This is a genomic window from Streptomyces sp. NPDC050264 (assembly GCF_040655895.1).
Lineage (GTDB): Bacteria > Actinomycetota > Actinomycetes > Streptomycetales > Streptomycetaceae > Streptomyces.
Genome location: NZ_JBFAKV010000013.1, coordinates 193,758 through 211,898 on the forward strand (window position 1 = coordinate 193,758; position 18,141 = coordinate 211,898).

The 18,141-nt window shown below is 70.5% G+C and carries 19 protein-coding genes; 6 read left to right on the plus strand and 13 right to left on the minus strand.

Annotation, left to right across the window (positions count from 1 at the left end):
* Nucleotides 1-352 precede the first annotated feature (352 nt).
* Nucleotides 353-784: an NUDIX domain-containing protein gene (locus AB0J02_RS24205; protein ID WP_363195829.1), complete on the minus strand. Its 432-nt coding sequence runs from the start codon at nt 782-784 to the stop codon at nt 353-355.
* Between the two features lie 297 nt (nt 785-1,081).
* Entirely contained in the window at nt 1,082-2,008 is a 927-nt protein-coding gene (locus tag AB0J02_RS24210) for an aminoglycoside phosphotransferase family protein (RefSeq protein WP_363195830.1), read from the minus strand.
* A gap of 330 nt (nt 2,009-2,338) precedes the next feature.
* Between AB0J02_RS24210 and AB0J02_RS24215 the strand changes: the two genes are divergently transcribed.
* From AB0J02_RS24215 to AB0J02_RS24225, 3 genes are all read left to right on the plus strand, one after another.
* Nucleotides 2,339-2,758, plus strand: a complete 420-nt coding sequence (locus AB0J02_RS24215; RefSeq protein ID WP_363195831.1) for an STAS domain-containing protein — start codon at nt 2,339-2,341, stop codon at nt 2,756-2,758.
* Between the two features lie 105 nt (nt 2,759-2,863).
* Nucleotides 2,864-3,049 carry a CsbD family protein gene (locus AB0J02_RS24220; RefSeq protein ID WP_363195832.1) on the plus strand — a complete coding sequence of 62 codons (186 nt, stop codon included), beginning with the start codon at nt 2,864-2,866 and terminating at the stop codon, nt 3,047-3,049.
* Between the two features lie 268 nt (nt 3,050-3,317).
* Nucleotides 3,318-5,366, plus strand: a complete 2,049-nt coding sequence (locus tag AB0J02_RS24225; protein WP_363195833.1) for an NPCBM/NEW2 domain-containing protein — start codon at nt 3,318-3,320, stop codon at nt 5,364-5,366.
* A 55-nt stretch (nt 5,367-5,421) separates the two neighbouring features.
* On the opposite strand, the gene AB0J02_RS24230 is transcribed toward AB0J02_RS24225, so the two are convergent.
* A complete protein-coding gene (locus AB0J02_RS24230) occupies nt 5,422-6,384 on the minus strand; it encodes an ROK family protein (RefSeq protein ID WP_363195834.1) in 963 nt (320 codons plus the stop codon).
* A gap of 150 nt (nt 6,385-6,534) precedes the next feature.
* Between AB0J02_RS24230 and AB0J02_RS24235 the strand changes: the two genes are divergently transcribed.
* Nucleotides 6,535-7,653, plus strand: coding sequence for a LacI family DNA-binding transcriptional regulator (locus AB0J02_RS24235; RefSeq protein ID WP_363195835.1), 1,119 nt, complete (start codon nt 6,535-6,537; stop codon nt 7,651-7,653).
* 231 nt (nt 7,654-7,884) lie between these two features.
* Here AB0J02_RS24235 and AB0J02_RS24240 read toward each other — a convergent pair whose 3' ends face one another.
* Nucleotides 7,885-8,223 (minus strand): hypothetical protein, encoded by a 339-nt coding sequence (locus tag AB0J02_RS24240; protein ID WP_363195836.1) that lies wholly within the window; start codon nt 8,221-8,223, stop codon nt 7,885-7,887.
* A 397-nt stretch (nt 8,224-8,620) separates the two neighbouring features.
* Here AB0J02_RS24240 and AB0J02_RS24245 point away from each other — a divergent pair, with 397 nt between their 5' ends.
* Nucleotides 8,621-9,316: a glycoside hydrolase family 95-like protein gene (locus AB0J02_RS24245; protein ID WP_363195837.1), complete on the plus strand. Its 696-nt coding sequence runs from the start codon at nt 8,621-8,623 to the stop codon at nt 9,314-9,316.
* 3 nt (nt 9,317-9,319) lie between these two features.
* On the opposite strand, the gene AB0J02_RS24250 is transcribed toward AB0J02_RS24245, so the two are convergent.
* The 5 genes from AB0J02_RS24250 to AB0J02_RS24270 form a co-directional block, all read right to left on the minus strand.
* Nucleotides 9,320-10,618, minus strand: coding sequence for an aldolase/citrate lyase family protein (locus AB0J02_RS24250; protein ID WP_363195838.1), 1,299 nt, complete (start codon nt 10,616-10,618; stop codon nt 9,320-9,322).
* A 171-nt stretch (nt 10,619-10,789) separates the two neighbouring features.
* Entirely contained in the window at nt 10,790-11,752 is a 963-nt protein-coding gene (locus AB0J02_RS24255) for an electron transfer flavoprotein subunit alpha/FixB family protein (protein WP_363195839.1), read from the minus strand.
* 61 nt (nt 11,753-11,813) lie between these two features.
* Nucleotides 11,814-12,602: an electron transfer flavoprotein subunit beta/FixA family protein gene (locus AB0J02_RS24260; protein WP_363195840.1), complete on the minus strand. Its 789-nt coding sequence runs from the start codon at nt 12,600-12,602 to the stop codon at nt 11,814-11,816.
* A 224-nt stretch (nt 12,603-12,826) separates the two neighbouring features.
* Nucleotides 12,827-13,333 (minus strand): flavin reductase family protein, encoded by a 507-nt coding sequence (locus tag AB0J02_RS24265; protein ID WP_363195841.1) that lies wholly within the window; start codon nt 13,331-13,333, stop codon nt 12,827-12,829.
* 252 nt (nt 13,334-13,585) lie between these two features.
* Nucleotides 13,586-13,906, minus strand: a complete 321-nt coding sequence (locus AB0J02_RS24270; protein ID WP_363195842.1) for a thioredoxin family protein — start codon at nt 13,904-13,906, stop codon at nt 13,586-13,588.
* A 237-nt stretch (nt 13,907-14,143) separates the two neighbouring features.
* Here AB0J02_RS24270 and AB0J02_RS24275 point away from each other — a divergent pair, with 237 nt between their 5' ends.
* Nucleotides 14,144-14,872: a lysophospholipid acyltransferase family protein gene (locus AB0J02_RS24275; RefSeq protein WP_363195843.1), complete on the plus strand. Its 729-nt coding sequence runs from the start codon at nt 14,144-14,146 to the stop codon at nt 14,870-14,872.
* An 11-nt stretch (nt 14,873-14,883) separates the two neighbouring features.
* On the opposite strand, the gene AB0J02_RS24280 is transcribed toward AB0J02_RS24275, so the two are convergent.
* From AB0J02_RS24280 to AB0J02_RS24295, 4 genes are all read right to left on the minus strand, one after another.
* Nucleotides 14,884-15,570: a phenylalanine--tRNA ligase beta subunit-related protein gene (locus tag AB0J02_RS24280; protein WP_363195844.1), complete on the minus strand. Its 687-nt coding sequence runs from the start codon at nt 15,568-15,570 to the stop codon at nt 14,884-14,886.
* Between the two features lie 22 nt (nt 15,571-15,592).
* Nucleotides 15,593-16,192, minus strand: a complete 600-nt coding sequence (locus tag AB0J02_RS24285; protein WP_363195845.1) for a transglutaminase family protein — start codon at nt 16,190-16,192, stop codon at nt 15,593-15,595.
* Nucleotides 16,193-16,278: 86 nt separating this feature from the next.
* Nucleotides 16,279-17,349 (minus strand): low specificity L-threonine aldolase, encoded by a 1,071-nt coding sequence (locus tag AB0J02_RS24290; protein WP_363195846.1) that lies wholly within the window; start codon nt 17,347-17,349, stop codon nt 16,279-16,281.
* Nucleotides 17,346-18,116, minus strand: coding sequence for an SDR family NAD(P)-dependent oxidoreductase (locus AB0J02_RS24295; RefSeq protein ID WP_363195847.1), 771 nt, complete (start codon nt 18,114-18,116; stop codon nt 17,346-17,348). The genes AB0J02_RS24290 and AB0J02_RS24295 overlap by 4 nt, the downstream gene beginning before the upstream one ends.
* Nucleotides 18,117-18,141 lie beyond the last annotated feature (25 nt).

Below are 18,141 nucleotides of genomic sequence, written 5' to 3' on the forward strand. Positions count from 1 at the left end.
AGCCGATGCCGGCTCACCGCTCACCGACAACGAGCACGGCTGACGCACGACAGCGGGCGCCCCAAGGCTGGCGGATGGCTAGATCACGACTCACAGCTGACAGCCGACAACGCACAGCTGGCGGCTGACGGCTGACGGCCCGCCGCTCACGGACCACGACCGCGGCTACCGGCTAGCTGGCAGCTCACGCATCACAGTTGACGGACGACAGCCGAGGGCCCACGAAGCGCGGCGACGGCTCACGGCTGATGGACGGCAACTGACAGCGCACGGCTCACCAAGTGGCGACGGCAGCCGGCGGTCGAGGGGCGACGACTCGCTGATGACGAGTCGCGCCGCCCGCACCGGTTCGTCAGGCCCCCGCCGTCACCAGCCGCAACCCATCCACCGCCGCCGGCGACAGCATCGACTCGTCCAGTTCCGCGAGCGGGATCCACTCCACCGCTTCCGTCGTCCCCGCCACCTCGACGACCTCAGGCGTGTCTCCCTTGAGTTCGACGGCGTAGAACAGGGCGATCAAGTGCCAGTGCACGCCGCCCCGTTGCACGGTGTACGCGCGGCTGTCGATGAGCCGGGCTTCGACGAGGTCCAGGCCCGTCTCCTCGCGGAGCTCCCGTTCCAGCGCCTGCGCCGGCTGCTCGCCGTGGTCGATGCCTCCGCCGGGCAGATGCCACAGGCCCGGTTCGAAGACCGGTGAGGTGTCGGCGAGTCGGCCGAGCAGGACGCGGCCCTCCTTGAGTGCCAGCGCGTACGCGGAGACACGTGTCCGCGGTCGGACGTCCACAGCTGTTCCCCCTGGGGCGGTCGCGGTCACCCGACGTGATCGCGGCCTCGGGCAGACCCTACGGGGCGTCCCGCCCGCCGCCTCGGGGATGTCGCGGCAGGCGGGGCACGGGTGGACCGGAAGGCCGGGGCGACCACCGCTGCCCGACGGCGGGCCGCCGGCCCATGTCCGGCCTCCCGGTGTTCCCAGTACGAGTCAAGCGCAGCCGCGCGGACGGCAGAAGCGTGTGCGGGGATGCCGTCGCGGCACAGCGTTCACACGGGGTGTGCGCCGCGCACACGGGGCCCGCGGCTCCGGTCAACCGGCCAGCGCCGCCCGGATCTGGCGCGACGTCTGCTCCGCGATCCGCGGACTGGTGGCCGCGTACGCCGTGTAGGCGGAGAGGCCGGTGGTCAGGGCCCAGCCGCGCCCGCGCAGCCAGGTCGCGTCGTCGACGCCAAGTGCGCCTCGGAAGACCGCGCGGGTCTCCGCGGACATCAATGTGAAGGCGATCATCAGGTCGACGGCGGGGTCGCCCGGGCCGAAGTTGCCGAAATCGATGACCGCGCCGAGGCGGCCGTCGACGGTGAGCAGGTTGCCGGTGTGGAAGTCGCCGTGGCACCACACCGGCGGGCCCTGATGGCCGGGGCAGGACAGTGCGGCGTCCCACAGTGCCGTCAGCGCGGGCGCGTCGAAGACGTCGGCGACCGCGGCGATGGCGGCCCGCGTGCTGCCGTCCCGCCCGGCCAGTCCGGCCAGTCCGGCCGCCGAGCCGTCAGCACCCTCGCCCTCGCCAGCATCCGCATCCGCATCCGCATCCGCATCCGGGGCGAAACTCTGCAACGCACTGAGAAATTCGGCCAGTTCGCGCGCCGCCTCCGACGAGTCACCGAGCTTCCCGACCGTGGCCACCTCACCGTCCAGCCAGCGGGTCACCGCCCACGGCCAGGGGTAGCCGAGCGCGGGCCGCCCCACGGTCACCGGGACGGGCACGGCCAGCGGAAGCCGCGGGGCGAGCCGGGGCAACCAGTACCGCTCCTTCTCCGCCTGCCCGATGGCTCCCGTATGCCGGGGCAGCCGGACCGACAGCTCCTCGCCCAAACGGTGGATGACGTGGTCCGACCCGGCCGGGTCGATCAGCTTCAGGGGCAGCCCGGCCCAGTGCGGGAACTGAGTGTCGACGAGGCGTCGGACCAGGGCGGTGTCGATGGCGGGCCGGTGGTCCGGATCGGGCACGGTGACCAAGTCGGCTGCTCCTGTTGCGAATTCGGGGTGCGGCGACGGGTAAGGCGAGCGACGGGGGACCGGTCCATCACAGCGTGCCGGATCCCGCCTGTCGAACGACTTTCTCGTTCAGCCGTCCCTTTACAAGTCAAGCACTTCACCATCAATTCACCCCATCAAGTGATGTCAGGGTCTCCGGAATCGTTACGGCACAACGCGCCGCCGAAAGTGCCGATACCGTGGCCGACCAGGCGCCCCAGTCCCCGGTGACCTCCCGATTCGTTCGCACGAAACATGTGGCAGCGCGGACGGCTCCCCGGAGCCGGACAGGTGCTCGGCCCGGGGGGACCGATGCGACAGGGCAACAAACAGGACTACGTCTCCGACGACGGCTTCGAGAACTGCGACGGCACCGCAGACATGACAGGTGCCGACGAAGCCGTGTATCCACCGGTGGTGCGCACACCAGGCGACTGCGCCGTGGTCGAACTCTTCGGCGAGATCGACCTTCTCGCCTTCCAGCGCATGGCTCCGCTGGTGGACACCGTGGCAGCGGGCCCGTACCGCATCGTGGTGATCGATCTCACCGGCACCACGTTTCTCGACTGCTCCGGACTCTCCCTCCTGGTGCGCGCCCATCGCAGGGCCACGGGTCGCGGCGGACATGTCACGGTGGTGTGCAGCCACCGTCTGACACTCCGCATCATCGAACTCTCGGGCCTGACCGAGGCGCTGCACCCGGTCGCGACGCTCGAGGAGGCACTGCGCTGAGCGGCCGCCGGGCCGGTCACGCCGAGTGATCGCTCCGGATGCGGCTCGCCCGAGTCGCTCCTAGCGTGGCAGTCGACCCCGCAGCTCACCAACCGAGGAGCAATCATGGGCGAGAACGCCATGGACAAGGCCAAGGGCAAGGCCAAGGAGATGGCCGGCAAGGCCACCGGCAACGAGCGTATGAAGTCCGAGGGCAAGGTCGACCAGGCCAAGAGCGACGCGCGCAAGGCGGCCGACAAGACGCGCGACAAGGCCGAGGGCCTCCGCGACTCGATGCGCGACGACAAGTAGTACGGCAGGACCGCAAGACAGCGGGACGGCAAGACAGCACGTAAAGAAGCAGCGCCTGTGCCCCCTCCTTTCCGAGGGGGCACACGCATGTCCCGGGCAGGCCGCGTCAGGCCTCCGTCTCGGCGGACAACCCAACACAACCGAACGGTCGAACCGGCATACCGCCGCCGGTCTTCCAACAGACTCCAACACGCCTTAACGTAAACGCGCACACGTGACACGTACATGCAGTAATTCCATCTTTCCGGGAGTACGGAGGAACGTCACCATGCGTCGTCTTCCCACCCGCAGCACCAGCCCCGTCCGGCGAAGAGTCGTCGCAGCGGTGGCCGTGTCGGTGCTGTGCGCCGGCGGAGTCGTGGCGGCACCCGCATCCGCCACGGCATCCCGCCCCGCACCTGCCGAGTCGTCGCCCGCACTCGACGAAGGACTGGCGCTCACTCCGCCCATGGGCTTCAACAACTGGAACTCCACACACTGCAGCGCGGACTTCGACGAGAGCATGGTGAAGGGCATCGCCGATCTGTTCGTGGACAAGGGCCTCAAGGACGCCGGGTACCAGTATGTGAACCTGGACGACTGCTGGGCCCTGTCCGCACGTGACGCGAACGGGAAGTTGGTGCCCGACCCGGCCCGGTTCCCCAATGGAATCAAGGCAGTTGCGGACTATGTCCACTCCAAGGGCCTCAAGCTCGGCATCTACACGAGCGCGGGCACGAAGACCTGCAGCAACGTGGGCTTCCCGGGGGCGCTCGGGCACGAGTACAGCGACGCGCGGCAGTTCGCCGACTGGGGCGTCGACTACCTCAAGTACGACAACTGCAACAACCAGGGCGTCGATGCCAAGCAGCGCTACACGACGATGCGCGACGCACTGCGCGCCACCGGGCGGCCCATCGTCTACAGCATCTGCGAGTGGGGCGAGAACAAGCCATGGGAGTGGGCCGGCGATCTCGGGCAACTGTGGCGCACCACCGGTGACATCAGCGACAGTTGGGGCTCGATGCTGTCGCTGTTGAAGCAGAACCTGCCGCTCGCGCAGTACGCGGGACCCGGCCACTGGAACGACCCGGACATGCTGGAGGTCGGCAACGGCGGCATGACGGACACCGAGTACCGCACCCACTTCTCGATGTGGTCGGTCATGGCGTCGCCGCTGCTCATCGGCACGGACCTGCGCACGGCGTCCGGCACGACGTACGAGATCCTCTCCAACCGTGACGTCATCGCCGTCGACCAGGACCCGCTGGGCAAGCAGGGGACCGTGGTCTCGTCCGACGGCGGCCGCTGGGTCGTGTCCAAGGAGATGGAGGACGGCAGCCGCACCGTCGCCCTGTTCAACGAGACGGGCTCCGCGCAGCGCGTCGCGACCACGGCCGAGGCCGTCGGACTGCCCTCCGCCCCCGCGTACGTCGCCCGCGACCTGTGGCAGCACAAGAACGCCAGCACGGCGGGCACGCTCGCGGCGAGGGTCCCCGCGCACGGCACGGTGCTGCTGCGGGTGGCGGCCGACCCGAAGTGGGCCTCGTATCCACCGGCGGCCGAACTCGGCCTGGACGAGCACGTGTTCGTTGAACCGGGCGCCTCCGCCAAGGCCTCCGGTACGTTCGCGAACCTGGGCCGCACCCCGGCCCGCGACGTCGCCGTCTCGCTGAGCGGGCCGTCCGGCAAGGGCTGGAAGATCGAGGCGAACGGGCCGACGAAGGCCCCCGTCGTCCCGGGCGGCAAGTCACTGCGCACCCGGTGGACGGTGAGCGCCCCGGCGGGCTCGGCCACGGGCTCGTACGACCTCACGCTGCGCGCCACGTACCGCTCGCCGCAGGGCGCGAAGGTCACCAGCACGGTCCCGGTGACCGCGGCCGTGGCGACGGCTCCCCCGAGCGGCGCCTCGGCCCTGGGTGATCTCCCGTGGCTCTCGACGACCAACGGCTACGGGCCGGTGGAGCGCAACACCAGCAACGGCGAGAGCGCCGCGGGCGACGGGAACCCGCTCACTGTCGGCGGTGTGGTGTACGCCAAGGGGCTGGGCGTGCACGCGGCGAGTTCCGTCGACTTCTACGCGGACCGCTCGTGCGAACACGTCACGGCACAGGTCGGCGTCGACGACGAGAAGGGCACGAAGGGCACGGTCACGTTCGAGGTGTGGGCCGACGACCGTAAAGCCGCGTCGACCGGCATGCTCACCAACTCCGATGCTCCGCAGGCCCTTTCGGCCGATGTGGCGGGGGCTCAGGTGGTGCGCCTGGTCGTCACGGACGGCGGAGACGGGATCGACTCCGACCATGGGGACTGGGGTGACGCGCAGCTGACCTGCTGAATCCCCGTTCGGCCGGGGGCGTGCGGGGACCGTCCCGCACACCCTTGACGGCTCGTCAGACTGCTTGCCGCCGCGCGCCGTTCAGGACGGGACCGGATCGCAGGGCCGCGGCCGCCGCGCCCACGAGACCCGCGTCGGTGCCCGTCGACGCCGGGGCGACCGTGAGGCGTTGCACGAAGGACAGCGTGGCGTAGTCCCGCAGCGCGCGGCGCAGCGGGACGAAGAGCACGTCGCCGGCCTTCGCCACTCCCCCGCCGATCACCGCGATGTCGATCTCGACGAGCGTCGCCGTCGCCGCGATGCCGGCCGCCAGGGCCTGCGCCGCGCGGTCGAAGGAGGCGACGGCCGCCCGGTCGCCCGCGTGCGCGGAGCGGGCCACCGCGGCCGCGGACGTGTCGCCGTCGGCCTCCGGGAGCCAGCCGTCGGCGAGGGCGCGGCGGGCGATGTTGGGGCCGCTGGCGATGCGCTCGACGCAGCCGCGCGCTCCGCACGGGCACGGGTCGCCGTCCAGATCGACGCTGATGTGGCCGATGTGCCCCGCGTTGCCGGTGGGGCCGGGGTGGAGCTGACCGCCCAGGATCAGGCCGCCGCCGACGCCGGTGGAGACCACCATGCACAGCGCGTTGTCATGGCCGCGCGCCGCGCCCTGCCAGTGCTCGGCCGCCGTCATCGCCACACCGTCGCCGACGAGCTCGACCGGCAGGCCGCCCGCGACCGCCCGCACGCGCGAGACGAGCGGGAAACCGCGCCACCCCGGCACATTGACCGGGCTGACGGTGCCGGCCGACCGGTCCACGGGACCCGCGCTGCCGATGCCGACGGCCCGCGCCCGGGGCCACAGCTCGGACACCGTCAGCTCGGTGAGGACCTCCTCCACCGCGCCCATCACCGTCTCGGCGTCCTCCTGCGCGGGCGTGGGCCGCTGCGCCCGCGCGAGGATGCCGCCCTGGTCGTCCACGAGGGCGCCGGCGATCTTGGTGCCGCCGATGTCGAGCGCGGCGACGAGGTCCATGTGCATCAGTGTCAGATCCCCTGGAGAAAGGCAGGTCGGAGAAGGAAAGCCCAAAAAGCGAGAGTCTACGAAGCGGCTTGAGCGGTGGACAGTCTCCCCCGCATCTGACAACGTTGTCCAGGCCCTATGCTCGACGCCACACGCCCGTACAGGATGATGAGCCCTGAGGAATCGGGCCCGTCACCTCTCCCGGGTGGCCGGCTTCCCGGCAGCGACGACAGGACAGGACAGCGCATAGTGGATCGCACCGCCCGCCGCACCGAGAACCGCTACGGCAACCGCCCGACCATGAAGGACGTCGCCGCGCGCGCCGGGGTGGGCCTCAAGACGGTCTCCCGGGTCGTCAACGGCGAACCGGGCGTCACGACGGACACGGAGCGCCGCGTACAAGAGGCGATCGCCGCGCTCGGCTTCCGGCGCAACGACAGCGCCCGGGTTCTGCGCAAGGGACGTACGGCAAGCATCGGACTGGTCCTGGAGGATCTGGCGGACCCGTTCTACGGCCCGCTCAGCCGCGCCGTGGAAGAGGTCGCGCGGGCGCACGGGGCGCTGCTCATCAACGGCTCCAGCGCCGAGGACCCGGAGCGCGAGCAGGAGCTGGTGCTCGCGCTGTGCGCACGCCGCGTGGACGGCCTCGTCGTGATCCCGGCCGGTGACGATCACCGCTATCTGGAGCCGGAGATCGCGGCCGGCGTTGCGACCGTGTTCGTGGACCGCCCCGCCGGGCGGATCGACGCGGACGTGGTGCTCTCCGACAGTTTCGGCGGCGCGCGGGACGGTGTCGCGCATCTCATCGCGGGCGGCCACCGGCGCATCGGCTTCATCGGCGACCAGCCGCGGATCCACACGGCGGCCGAGCGGCTGCGCGGCTACCGGGCGGCCATGGAGGACGCCGGGATATCCGTCGACGAACAGTGGATGTCGCTGGGCGTCACCGATCCCGAGCGGGTGCGGCAGGCGGCGGAGGAGATGCTGAAGGGCGAGGACGCCGTCACGGCGATCTTCGCGGGCAACAACCGTGTGACGGTGACCGTGGTCCGGGTCCTGGCCGGACTCGACCGCCCCGTCGCCCTGGTCGGCTTCGACGACATCGAGCTGGGCGATCTGCTCCAGCCGGGCGTGACCGTGGTCGCGCAGGACGCGGCACAGCTGGGCCGGACCGCCGCCGAGCGGCTGTTCCGCCAGCTCGACGGGGCGACGCTGCTGCCGGAGCGGATCGAGCTGCCGACGCGGCTGATCCAGCGCGGTTCGGGAGAGCTTCCGCCTGCGCGGTGATCGGGCCGTGTTCTTCGGCCGGGTTCGTCGGCCGGGTTCGTCGGCCGGGTGAAGCGGGCGCGAGAGGCCGTCACTGATCGGATGCGTTCGGTCAACTCACCCCTGCATAGCGGGTTTTTAGACTATTTCGCCGCGCCTGCGGCTGCGTATTGATCGGACCTATCCTGCGCACACCCCTTCCCCGGGCGCGCGGGGCTCCATCAGGCCGGGATCGTCGGTTCACTTCCGCTTCTACTGGATCCAGCTCTCCAAGGCGGCGAGTGCCACGCGCGCGGGCGGCCCGTCCCTCTCCGAATGGGGCCCTTGGTACCCGAAGACGGGCGGCAGCTGGTCGGCAGTCTGGTGGAACCTCAACGTCCAGATAGCCACGTGGCTGATCCAGGGCTCGAACCACCCCGAACTCGACTCGGTCACCTCCACCTTCACCGCCTTCGAGAAGAACCTCCCGGTCTCCGTCCCGCCCGAATACCGCGACGGCGACACGTACGCGCTCGCCCACCCCTCCGACTGGACGCTGCGCCCGGGCGAGAAGACCGTCGGCATCCCCGGCACCGCCACCAAGACCGACAACACGGGCAATCTGCTCTGGGCCCTGCACAACATCTGGCTCAGCTACCGCCACACCACATGGACCTGGCCGTCGTACGCGACGTGCTCTACCCGGTCCTGTCGCGGGCGGTGAACTTCTACGACCACTTCCTGTACGAAGGCGGCGACGGCGCCCTCCACCTGCCGCTGACCCGCTCCCCGGAGTACGCCGACGCCGAGGACTGCACGTACGACCTGTCGCTGGTGCGCTGGGGCTGCGCAACGCTTTTGAAGTGCCTTGGGCTGCTGCGCACCACGCACCCCGAGTCGGTGCGCCGGCAGGAGATCCTGGACCGTCTCACGCCCTACCCGCGCGACGCGACCGGCGTCATGATCGGCGCACACACCTCTCACCGAGTCGCACCGGCACTTCTCCCACATGCTCTGGCTCTACCCGCTCGCCGAGTACGACCACGAACGCGCCGCCGACCGGGCCCTCATCGACACGACCTTCGACCACTGGGTCGAGGACCGCACGCTCTGGGCGGGGTACAGCTTCGCCTGCGCCTCGTCGATGGCCTCCCGGATCGGCCGCCCCGAGCAGGCTCTCGACCTGCTGACGTCCTTCACGGACGGCCATGTCTTCCACAACGCCCGGATGACCGAGAACACCATGTACGTCGAGGGCACCAACCTCGCCGTCGAGTCCCCGCTGACCGCGGGCCAGTCGGTGCTCGACATGGTGGTGCAGAGCCACGGGGGGCCGGTGCGCGTCTTCCCCGGCGTCTCCGCGCGCTGGCCGGACGCCAGCATCCAAGGGCTGCGCGCCCAGGGCGCCTTCGTGATCGACGCGGTCCGCGCGGCCGGTGCCACGCGCTGGGTCCGGGTGCACAGTGAAGCCGGTGCGCCGCTCGTGCTCGACCACGGGATCGCCGGTGACATCGACGTACGGGACGAGCACGGACGGCGCCTGCAATTCCGGGCGACCGGCGTGGGCCGGGCCGAGATGAAGCTGCCCAAGGGGACGACAGCGCTGGTGACACCCGCCGGAGCGCGGACCGTGCGGCCGGCGCCCCGCGACGTGCCGGGGCTGTCCGAGCGCCGTCCGTGGGGGCTCCCTCAGGAGCCCGCCTAGTTCCTACTTGCCCGTCACCGTCAGGCCGCCGCGGCGCGGCCCCGAGTAGCCCTCCAGGTCGGCCCGCGTGAGGCCGGACAGGCGGGCCACCTCGGCGACGTCGAGCGCACCGCAGTCCAGGCCGCGCAGCAGGTACCCGGCGAGGGCCTTGGCGGTGGCGGGCTCGTCTGCGATGTCACCGGAGGCCTGGTTCGCGTACGCGGCGAGGCGGGCGGCGGCCTGCTCGAAGCCCTCGCGGTAGAAGGCGAAGACGGCCGCGTAGCGCGTCGGGATGTGGCCCGGGTGCATGTCCCAGCCCTGGTAGTAGGCGCGGGCGAGGGCGCGGCGCGTGAGGCCGTAGTGCAGGCGCCAGGCGTCGTGCACCTTCGCGGTGGCGCCGACGGGCAGCACGTTCGTGGAGCCGTCGGAGACCCGGACGCCCGTGCCGGCGGCGGCGACCTGCATGACGGCCTTCGCGTAGTCGGCGGCCGGGTGGTCGCTGGCCTGGTACGCGGCGGAGACGCCGAGGCAGGCGCTGTAGTCGAACGTGCCGTAGTGCAGGCCGGTCGCGCGCCCCTCGGCTGCGTCGATCATGCGGGCCACGGCGGCGGTGCCGTCGGCGGCGAGGATGGACTGGCTGGTCTCGATCTGGATCTCGAAGCCGAGGCGTCCCGCGTCGAGGCCGTGGCTCTTCTCGAACGCCTCCAGGAGCCGCACCATCGCGGTGACCTGCTCCGGGTACGTCACCTTCGGCAGTGTCAGCACGAGCCCGTCGGGCAGGCCGCCGTGCTCCATGAGGCCGGTGAGGAAGATGTCGAGGGTGCGGATGCCGCGGTCGCGGACCGGGGCCTCCATGCACTTCATACGGATGCCCATGTACGGGGCGGCCGTTCCGTTCGCGTACGCCTCGGAGATGACGCGCGCGGCGCGGGCGGCCGTCTCGTCCTCGTCGGCGTCGGAGGCGGGCCGGTAGCCGTCCTCGAAGTCGACGCGCAGGTCCTCGACGGGCTCGCGCTCCAGCTTCGCCCGTACGCGGCTGTGGACCGGCTCGGCGAGGTCGTCGGTCAGACCGAGCACGGCGGCGAACGAGGCGGCGTCCGGGGCGTGCTCGTCGAGCTGTGCGAGGGCCTGGTCGCCCCAGGAGCGGACGGTGTTCGCGTCGAAGGCGTCACCGGGGACGTAGACCGTGTGGACCGGCTGACGGGTGCCGGGGTCTCCGGGATAGCGGCGGCCCAGCTCCGCGTCGACCGGGGCGAGTGAGGCGCTGATGCCCTCGCTGACCGCGCCCGCGAGGCTCGTCGACACCTTCTCCTGCTGACCCATTCCTGCACCCTCCATACGCTCGATCTTTCCGCTCCACGGAATCAACAATCCGTATAGCGAAGTTAACGGGCGACGTGATCGGCGTCAATGGTCCTCTTGCACGGTCCCGGTACGCGGACGGGGCCGCGCGGCGATGAACGCCACGCGGCCCCGTCGGAACAGCCGGACGGATCAGCCCTTGCGGGACTTGACCTCTTCGGTCAGCTGCGGGACGACGTCGAACAGGTCGCCGACGACGCCGTAGTCGACCAGGTCGAAGATCGGGGCCTCGGCGTCCTTGTTGACGGCCACGATCGTCTTCGAGGTCTGCATGCCGGCGCGGTGCTGGATCGCACCGGAGATGCCGTTGGCGATGTACAGCTGCGGCGAGACCGCCTTGCCGGTCTGGCCGACCTGGTTCGAGTGCGGGTACCAGCCGGCGTCCACCGCGGCGCGCGAGGCACCGACGGCCGCACCGAGCGAGTCGGCGAGGGCCTCGATGATCGAGAAGTTGTCGGCACCGTTGACGCCACGGCCACCGGAGACCACGATCGCGGCCTCGGTCAGGTCCGGGCGGCCGGTCGACTCGCGCGGGGTGCGCGAGGTGACCTTGGTGCCCGTCGCCTTGTCCGAGAAGGAGACGGACAGGGCCTCCACGCTGCCGGCGGCCGGGGAGGCCTCGACGGCGGCGGAGTTGGGCTTGACCGTGATCACCGGGGTGCCGCGGGAGATGCGGGACTTGGTGGTGAAGGAGGCGGCGAACACCGACTGGGTCGCGACCGGGCCCTCGTCACCGGCCTCCAGGTCGACGGCGTCGGTGATGACACCGGACTCGATGCGCAGCGCCAGACGCGCGGCGATCTCCTTGCCCTCCGCGGAGGACGGGATCAGGACGGCGGCCGGGGAGACGGCCTCGACGGCGGCCTGCAGGGCCTCCACCTTCGGTACGACGAGGTAGTCGGCGTACTCGGCGGCCTCGTGCGTGAGGACCTTGACGGCGCCGTGCTCGGCGAGCGCGGCGGCGGTGTCACCCGCGCCGTTGCCGAGCGCGACGGCGACCGGCTCGCCGATGCGGCGGGCCAGGGTCAGCAGCTCGAGGGTGGGCTTGCGGACGGCACCGTCCACGTGGTCGACGTAGACCAGAACTTCAGCCATGGGTCTTCAATCTCCTGCAATCACAAAGAAGGTGGGGTGAACTTGCCGGAACGGCCGAGGCTCAGATGAACTTCTGGCCCGCGAGGAACTCGGCGAGCTGCTTGCCGCCCTCACCCTCGTCCTTGACGATCGTGCCCGCGGTGCGGGCCGGACGCTCGGTGGCCGACTCGACCTTGGTCCAGGCACCCTCCAGGCCGACCTCTTCTGCCTCGATGTCGAGGTCCGACAGGTCCCAGGACTCCACCGGCTTCTTCTTCGCCGCCATGATCCCCTTGAACGAGGGGTAGCGCGCCTCACCGGACTGGTCGGTGACCGAGACGACGGCCGGCAGCGCGGCCTCCAGCTGCTCGGACGCCGTGTCGCCGTCGCGGCGGCCCTTGACGGTGCCGTCCTCGACCGAGACCTCGGAAAGGAGCGTCACCTGCGGCACGCCCAGACGCTCGGCGACGAGCGCCGGGACGATGCCCATGGTGCCGTCGGTGGAGGCCATGCCGGAGACGACAAGGTCGTAGCCGGCCTTCTCGATCGCCTTGGCCAGCACCAGGGAGGTGCCGAGGGCGTCGGTGCCGTGCAGGTCGTCGTCCTCGACGTGGATCGCCTTGTCCGCGCCCATCGACAACGCCTTGCGCAGCGCGTCCTTCGCGTCCTCCGGACCCACCGTCAGGACGGTGATCTCCACGTCGTCATCGGAGTTCTCCGAGATCTGCAGCGCCTGCTCCACCGCGTACTCGTCCAGCTCCGACAGCAGCCCGTCCACGTCATCGCGGTCGACGGTCAGGTCATCAGCGAAGTGCCGGTCGCCGGTGGCGTCGGGCACGTACTTCACGGTGACAACGATCCTCAAGCTCACGCCGGCTCTCCTACTGCAATCGTCTTTTACTGGGCGGCCCTGCTGCTGCGGCTGACAGCGCCTTCTAGCAGGCAGCATAGGCGCCCGAGGCGGACTCCTCCGGTCGGGGCGGCCCGCGCTCCGAACGAAATATTACTCGTCAGTACATCCAGATCATGCCCACTGAGCAAGCGCTTTGAACTGTGACCTTGCCAACGCTCCGTAATCGTGCCGTGCAGGAACTTTCAGTCACGCAGCGCGTTGAAGCGGCCCTGGTGATAGAGCAGCGGGCGGCCCGCCCCCGCCGGGTCGCCGTGGACCGCCTCGGCGAGCACGATCCGATGGTCGCCGGCCGGCACGCGCGCGATGACCCTGCAGACGAGCCAGGCCAGGACGCCGTCGAGGACGGGGACGCCCTCGGGGCCCTCGAACCAGCGAGTGGGAGCGCCGAAGCGATCAGCGCCGCTCTTGGCGAAAGTGGCGGCGAGAGCTGCCTGGTGCTCGCCGAGTATGTGCACGCCTATGTAGTCGGCTTCGGAGATGGTGGGCCAGCTGGAGGCGCCCAGGCCGATGCCGAACGAGACGACCGGGGGTTCGGCGGAGACGGAGGTGAGGGAAGTGGCGGTGAAGCCCACGGGTGCGGCGCCGGTGGCCGTGATCACCGCGACACCGGCGGCGTGCTGCCGGAAGACCGAGCGGAGCAGGTCGGGAGTGGCGGGCCGGGCGGAGCGCAGGTCGGGCGTGGCCGTCATGGAGTTGTCCTTCTGCCGGAGGGTTCGAGCGGGATCCGTGGCTGCGTCAGAGGACGCGACAGCGGGCGCTCGAACAGCGGGCCAGGTCGACATGGACCCGCTCGTAGAGAAGGAGTTCCGGAGGCATACGGTCAGGGTGACGATACGTGGCGCGTGCAGTCAAGTGCGTTCCGTCATCTGGGAGATCCGTCACCAGGTCTTCTCCCTCCCCCGATTCCCCGGCTTTCCCCGGTCCGCGAACGCGCCGTAGCCTCAGACCGCTTGCCCCAGCGCCGCGATGACGTCCGCCTTGCGCGGTTGTCCGGCCGCCCGGCGCACCTCGCGGCCGCCCGCGTCCAGGACGAGCACCGTCGGCGTCTTCACGACACCGCTCCGCCGCACGAGGTCGAGCCTGGCCTCCGCATCGATCTCGACATGGGAGACACCGGGGACCATGGCGGCGACCTCCGCGAGAACCCGCCGGGTGGCCCGGCAGGGGGCGCAGAACGCGCTGGAGAACTGCACGAGCGTCGCCCGCTCCCCCAACTCCTCGCCCAACTGCTCCGCGTCGAGCGTCAATTCGCCCACGGTCACCCTGCGCCTCCTCGGTCCGCCGCTTTACTCGCAGCGCCGAATCGCCGCGCCGTATTCCCGCTCACGTGACATGGATCTCGCGCAAGGCCGGAACCAGGACTGGTCACTCAGCCGTTCTTGGGGCACGATCTGCGCAAGCCGGAAAACCTACGGCTGCGTAACTTACCGCCGGGAGCCGCCTCCTCCGAAAGCCTCGGAGGAAACTCCCCACGGCAATAAGAAGGGTCCACCCCCTCCATGGCAGAGCTCGTCTACCGTCCGGTCATCGGCGCCGCGAAAACGATGTTCAAGGCGCTCGACCTGAAGATCGACTGCAAGGGCACGGAGAACATTCCGCGTTCGGGCGGAGCCGTCCTGGTCAGCAATCACATCAGCTACCTGGACTTCATCTTCGACGGCCTCGCTGCCCTGCCCCAGAAGCGGCTGGTCCGCTTCATGGCCAAGGAGTCGGTGTTCCGGCACAAGATCTCCGGGCCGCTGATGCGCAGCATGAAGCACATCCCGGTGGACCGCGCACAGGGTGAGCACGCGTACCAGCACGCGCTCCAGTCGCTGCGCTCGGGCGAGATCATCGGGGTCTTCCCGGAGGCGACGATCTCCGAGTCGTTCACGCTGAAGAGCTTCAAGACCGGCGCCGTGCGCCTCGCGCAGGAGGCCGGCGTTCCGCTGATCCCGATGGCGCTGTGGGGCACCCAGCGGGTGTGGACCAAGGGGCGTCCGCGCAACTTCAAGCGGCAGCACATTCCGGTCACGATCCGGGTGGGCGAGGCCATGGAGGCGTCGCGCGACCAGTTCGCCGGGGCGATCACCCGCCGGCTCCGCGACCGCGTACAGGAGCTCCTCGAAGCGGCGCAGCGCGCCTATCCCGTACGTCCCAAGGGTCCGGACGACACGTGGTGGATGCCCGCGCACCTCGGCGGGACGGCCCCGACCCCCGAAGAGGTCAAGGCCGCCGAGGCCCGCTGACCCCGCTCGGCTCAGACCGCCGGGTGGACGGTGAGCCGTGCGCCGGGGCTGAACTTCTGCAGGAGTTCGGCCAGTTCGGCGCCGGCCGCGTCCAGGCCCGCGCCGCCGCCCATGCCCTCCAGGAGGAACAGGGCGTCGACGGAGGTCTCGGTGAGGCGGGTGCGGGTGCCCTGCCGCCAGTTCCAGCGGCGGCAGGTGACTCCTTCGTCGTCGCACCAGACGACCTCGCCCGCGTCCGGGTGCTCGATCGTCCGCTCCCCGGAGGCCACGGTGACGAAGTCCTCCGCGCCGGTGGCCCTGATGAGCCGCATGCCGCCCTTGATGTGGCCGAGGTCCTCGCCGCCGACCGGGACCAGGTGGGCGACGCTGATGGCGTTGTAGACGTCCACGAGCGTGTTGATGCGGGGCAGGCCACCGTCGGCGAGGGCCCTCTTGGCGAGCGCTTCCGCGGAGTTGCGCGTGCGGTTGGGCTTGGCGCCGAAGGCCGTGTACGCCGCCCGCCAGGCCGCCATGTGCGGGTCCTCGTGCGGGGCGCGCCCGTCGAGACGCGCCACCAGTCGGCGCGTCGCGTCGTCGAGGAGGGCCGATGTGCTCTCCGTGCTGGGCGTGTTGACCAGTCCGTACGCCTCGATGGCGATGTGGTGGAAGTCCGGGGCGATCGCCCGGACGTCGTCGGAGACGGTGAGCTGGAGGGGCATGGCCTGCCTTCGGGTCGAGCGATCAGAGATCGAGCGAGTCGGGGAGGTTCTCCCAGAGGTACGGGCGGTCCGGGGCGCCGCGCAGGACGTCGATCACCGCCGGATGCGGTACAGCAAAGAGTACTGGATAGTCCATCTCATTGGACTCGGCGTCCGGCACCCATGCCAGCCGCTCCCCTTCGAGAGAGAACTGGGCGTCGACGCCGGGTTTGTTGCCCCGCACGTCCTGCCGGTGCCATGAGCCGTGAAATCGTACGGCGATCAGGCCGTGGACACACCAGCCCGCGCCCGCGTCGTGCGTGAGCCGCTGATAGCAGAGGGCCGCGGGGATGTCCTCGGCACGCAGGAGCGCGGTCAGCGCGTGCGCCTTCGCGTGGCAGATACCGGTGCGCTTCTCCAGGACGTCGGACGCCCGCCAGGTGACGCGCAGGTCCCCGCTGTCCGCGGAGTGCGGAATGGTGTCGCGGACGAACTCATAGGCCGCGCGAGCGTATGCATATGAATCGGCGGCCTCGCCCGCGAGGCGGGCCGCCGTCTCCCGCACCAGCGGATGATGATGGTCGATGACGTCGTCAGCGGCCAAGTAGGCCGAGAGATCAGGGTTCTGCTGGATCAGCTGCATGGCACGAGAGCATAGAAAAGCGACCGGCCGCGGTCAATGAATTTACGGCCGATCGCATATCTATGCAGCTTTGCGGGATTGGTCGACTAGCGCGCCATCTCTTCCTCGAGCGCCGCCACGAACCCGTCGACGTCCTCTTCGCCGGTGTCGAAGGCGCACATCCACCGCACGTCGCCGAGTGCCTCGTCCCAGAAGTAGAAGCGGAAGCGCTTCATCAGACGCTCGGAGACATCGTTCGGGAGGCGGGCGAAGACGCCGTTGGCCTGCACGGGGTACAGGATCTCGACGCCGTCGACGGCACGGACGCCCTCGGCGAGGCGCTGGGCCATCGCGTTCGCGTGGCGCGCGTTGCGCAGCCACAGGTCCTTGGCGAGCAGCGCCTCCAGCTGCACCGAGACGAAGCGCATTTTGGAGGCGAGCTGCATGGACAGCTTGCGCAGGTGCTTCATGTGACGGACGGCGTCCGGGTCGAGGACGACGACGGCCTCGCCGAACAGCGCGCCGTTCTTGGTGCCGCCGAGCGAGAGGAGGTCGACCCCTGCCGCGTTCGTGAACGTACGCATCGGCACATCGAGGGACGCTGCCGCGTTGGCTATCCGCGAGCCGTCGAGGTGCACCTTCATGCCGCGCTCGTGGGCGTGGTCGCAGATCGCGCGGATCTCGTCGGGCGTGTAGAGCGTGCCCAGTTCGGTGGATTGCGTGATCGAGACGACCTGCGGCATCGCGCGGTGCTCGTCGTCCCAGCCGTACGCCTGCCGGTCGATGAGCTCGGGGGTGAGCTTGCCGTCGGGGGTCGGGACGGTGAGCAGCTTCAGGCCGCCCATGCGCTCGGGGGCGCCGCCCTCGTCGACGTTGATGTGCGCGGACTCGGCGCAGATCACCGCACCCCAGCGGTCGGTGACCGCCTGGAGCGCGACCACGTTGGCCCCCGTGCCGTTGAAGACCGGGAACGCCTCGGCGGACGGGCCGAAGTGGCTGCGGATGATCTGCTGCAGGTGGTCCGTGTAGTCGTCCTCGCCGTACGCGACCTGGTGCCCGCCGTTGGCCAGGGCCAGCGCGGCCATGATCTCCGGGTGGGCGCCCGCGTAGTTGTCGCTGGCGAAACCCCGGGTGCTGGGGTCGTGGTGCCGGCGGGCATCGGTCCTGGGAGGATTCACGGCTTCTCGGTCAGCCACAGACGGGTCCCGTTCACTTCGGCGGCGGGCCGGTTCCAGACGTCGACGATGGCCTCGGCCAGCTCCTTGACGTCGGTGAAGCCCGCGAACTTCGCGTTGGGGCGTTCGGCGCGCATCGCGTCGTGCACCAGTGCCTTGACCACCAGGATCGCAGCCGCCTGCCGGGGGCCGGCGTCGCCCCCCGCCTTGCGGAAGGCGTCGCCGAGGGCGAGCGTCCACGCCTCGGCCGCGGCCTTGGAGGCGGCGTACGCGGCGTTGCCCGCGGTCGGCCTGGAGGCACCGGCGGCGCTGATCAGCAGGTAGCGGCCCCGGTCGGAGCGGCCGAGTCCCTCCTGGAAGGCGAGCGAGGTGTGCTGCACCGTACGGATCAGGAGCTTTTCGAGCAGGTCCCAGTCGGCGAGGTCGGTCTCCGCGAAGCTCGCGCTGCCGCGCCAGCCGCCCACGAGATGCACCAGGCCGTCGACCCGGCCGAAGTCCTTCTCGACCCGGGCCGCCCACTCCCGTGTGGCCTGCAGGTCGAGCAGGTCGACGGTGTCTCCGATGACGGTGGCGCCGCCGTGCGCGTAACGCGCCTCGTCGACGGCCTCGGCGAGGCGCGCCGGGTCAGCGTCGGCGCCGACGACCGTGGCGCCCGCCTCCGCGAGCCGCTTCAGTGCGGCGCGTCCGGCGGGCCCGGCGGCACCGGCGACCGCGATCACGGCACCGTCCAGCGAGTCCGTGGTGACACCAGCGACGTGGGGATCAGTCATGGCAGTCGCCTCCTGTACGCGGTCG

Bases quoted from the DNA above. Each gene is read 5' to 3' on its own strand.
- AB0J02_RS24275 (WP_363195843.1), top strand. From the start codon at position 14,144: ATGGCAGAGCTCGTCTACCGTCCGGTCATCGGCGCCGCGAAAACGATG.
- AB0J02_RS24255 (WP_363195839.1), bottom strand. From the start codon at position 11,752: ATGGCTGAAGTTCTGGTCTACGTCGACCACGTGGACGGTGCCGTCCGC.
- AB0J02_RS24220 (WP_363195832.1), top strand. From the start codon at position 2,864: ATGGGCGAGAACGCCATGGACAAGGCCAAGGGCAAGGCCAAGGAGATG.
- AB0J02_RS24245 (WP_363195837.1), top strand. From the start codon at position 8,621: ATGCTCTGGCTCTACCCGCTCGCCGAGTACGACCACGAACGCGCCGCC.
- AB0J02_RS24225 (WP_363195833.1), top strand. From the start codon at position 3,318: ATGCGTCGTCTTCCCACCCGCAGCACCAGCCCCGTCCGGCGAAGAGTC.
- AB0J02_RS24250 (WP_363195838.1), bottom strand. From the start codon at position 10,618: ATGGGTCAGCAGGAGAAGGTGTCGACGAGCCTCGCGGGCGCGGTCAGC.
- AB0J02_RS24230 (WP_363195834.1), bottom strand. From the start codon at position 6,384: ATGCACATGGACCTCGTCGCCGCGCTCGACATCGGCGGCACCAAGATC.
- AB0J02_RS24235 (WP_363195835.1), top strand. From the start codon at position 6,535: ATGAGCCCTGAGGAATCGGGCCCGTCACCTCTCCCGGGTGGCCGGCTT.
- AB0J02_RS24215 (WP_363195831.1), top strand. From the start codon at position 2,339: ATGCGACAGGGCAACAAACAGGACTACGTCTCCGACGACGGCTTCGAG.
- AB0J02_RS24285 (WP_363195845.1), bottom strand. From the start codon at position 16,192: ATGCAGCTGATCCAGCAGAACCCTGATCTCTCGGCCTACTTGGCCGCT.
- AB0J02_RS24295 (WP_363195847.1), bottom strand. From the start codon at position 18,116: ATGACTGATCCCCACGTCGCTGGTGTCACCACGGACTCGCTGGACGGT.
- AB0J02_RS24280 (WP_363195844.1), bottom strand. From the start codon at position 15,570: ATGCCCCTCCAGCTCACCGTCTCCGACGACGTCCGGGCGATCGCCCCG.
- AB0J02_RS24265 (WP_363195841.1), bottom strand. From the start codon at position 13,333: ATGACGGCCACGCCCGACCTGCGCTCCGCCCGGCCCGCCACTCCCGAC.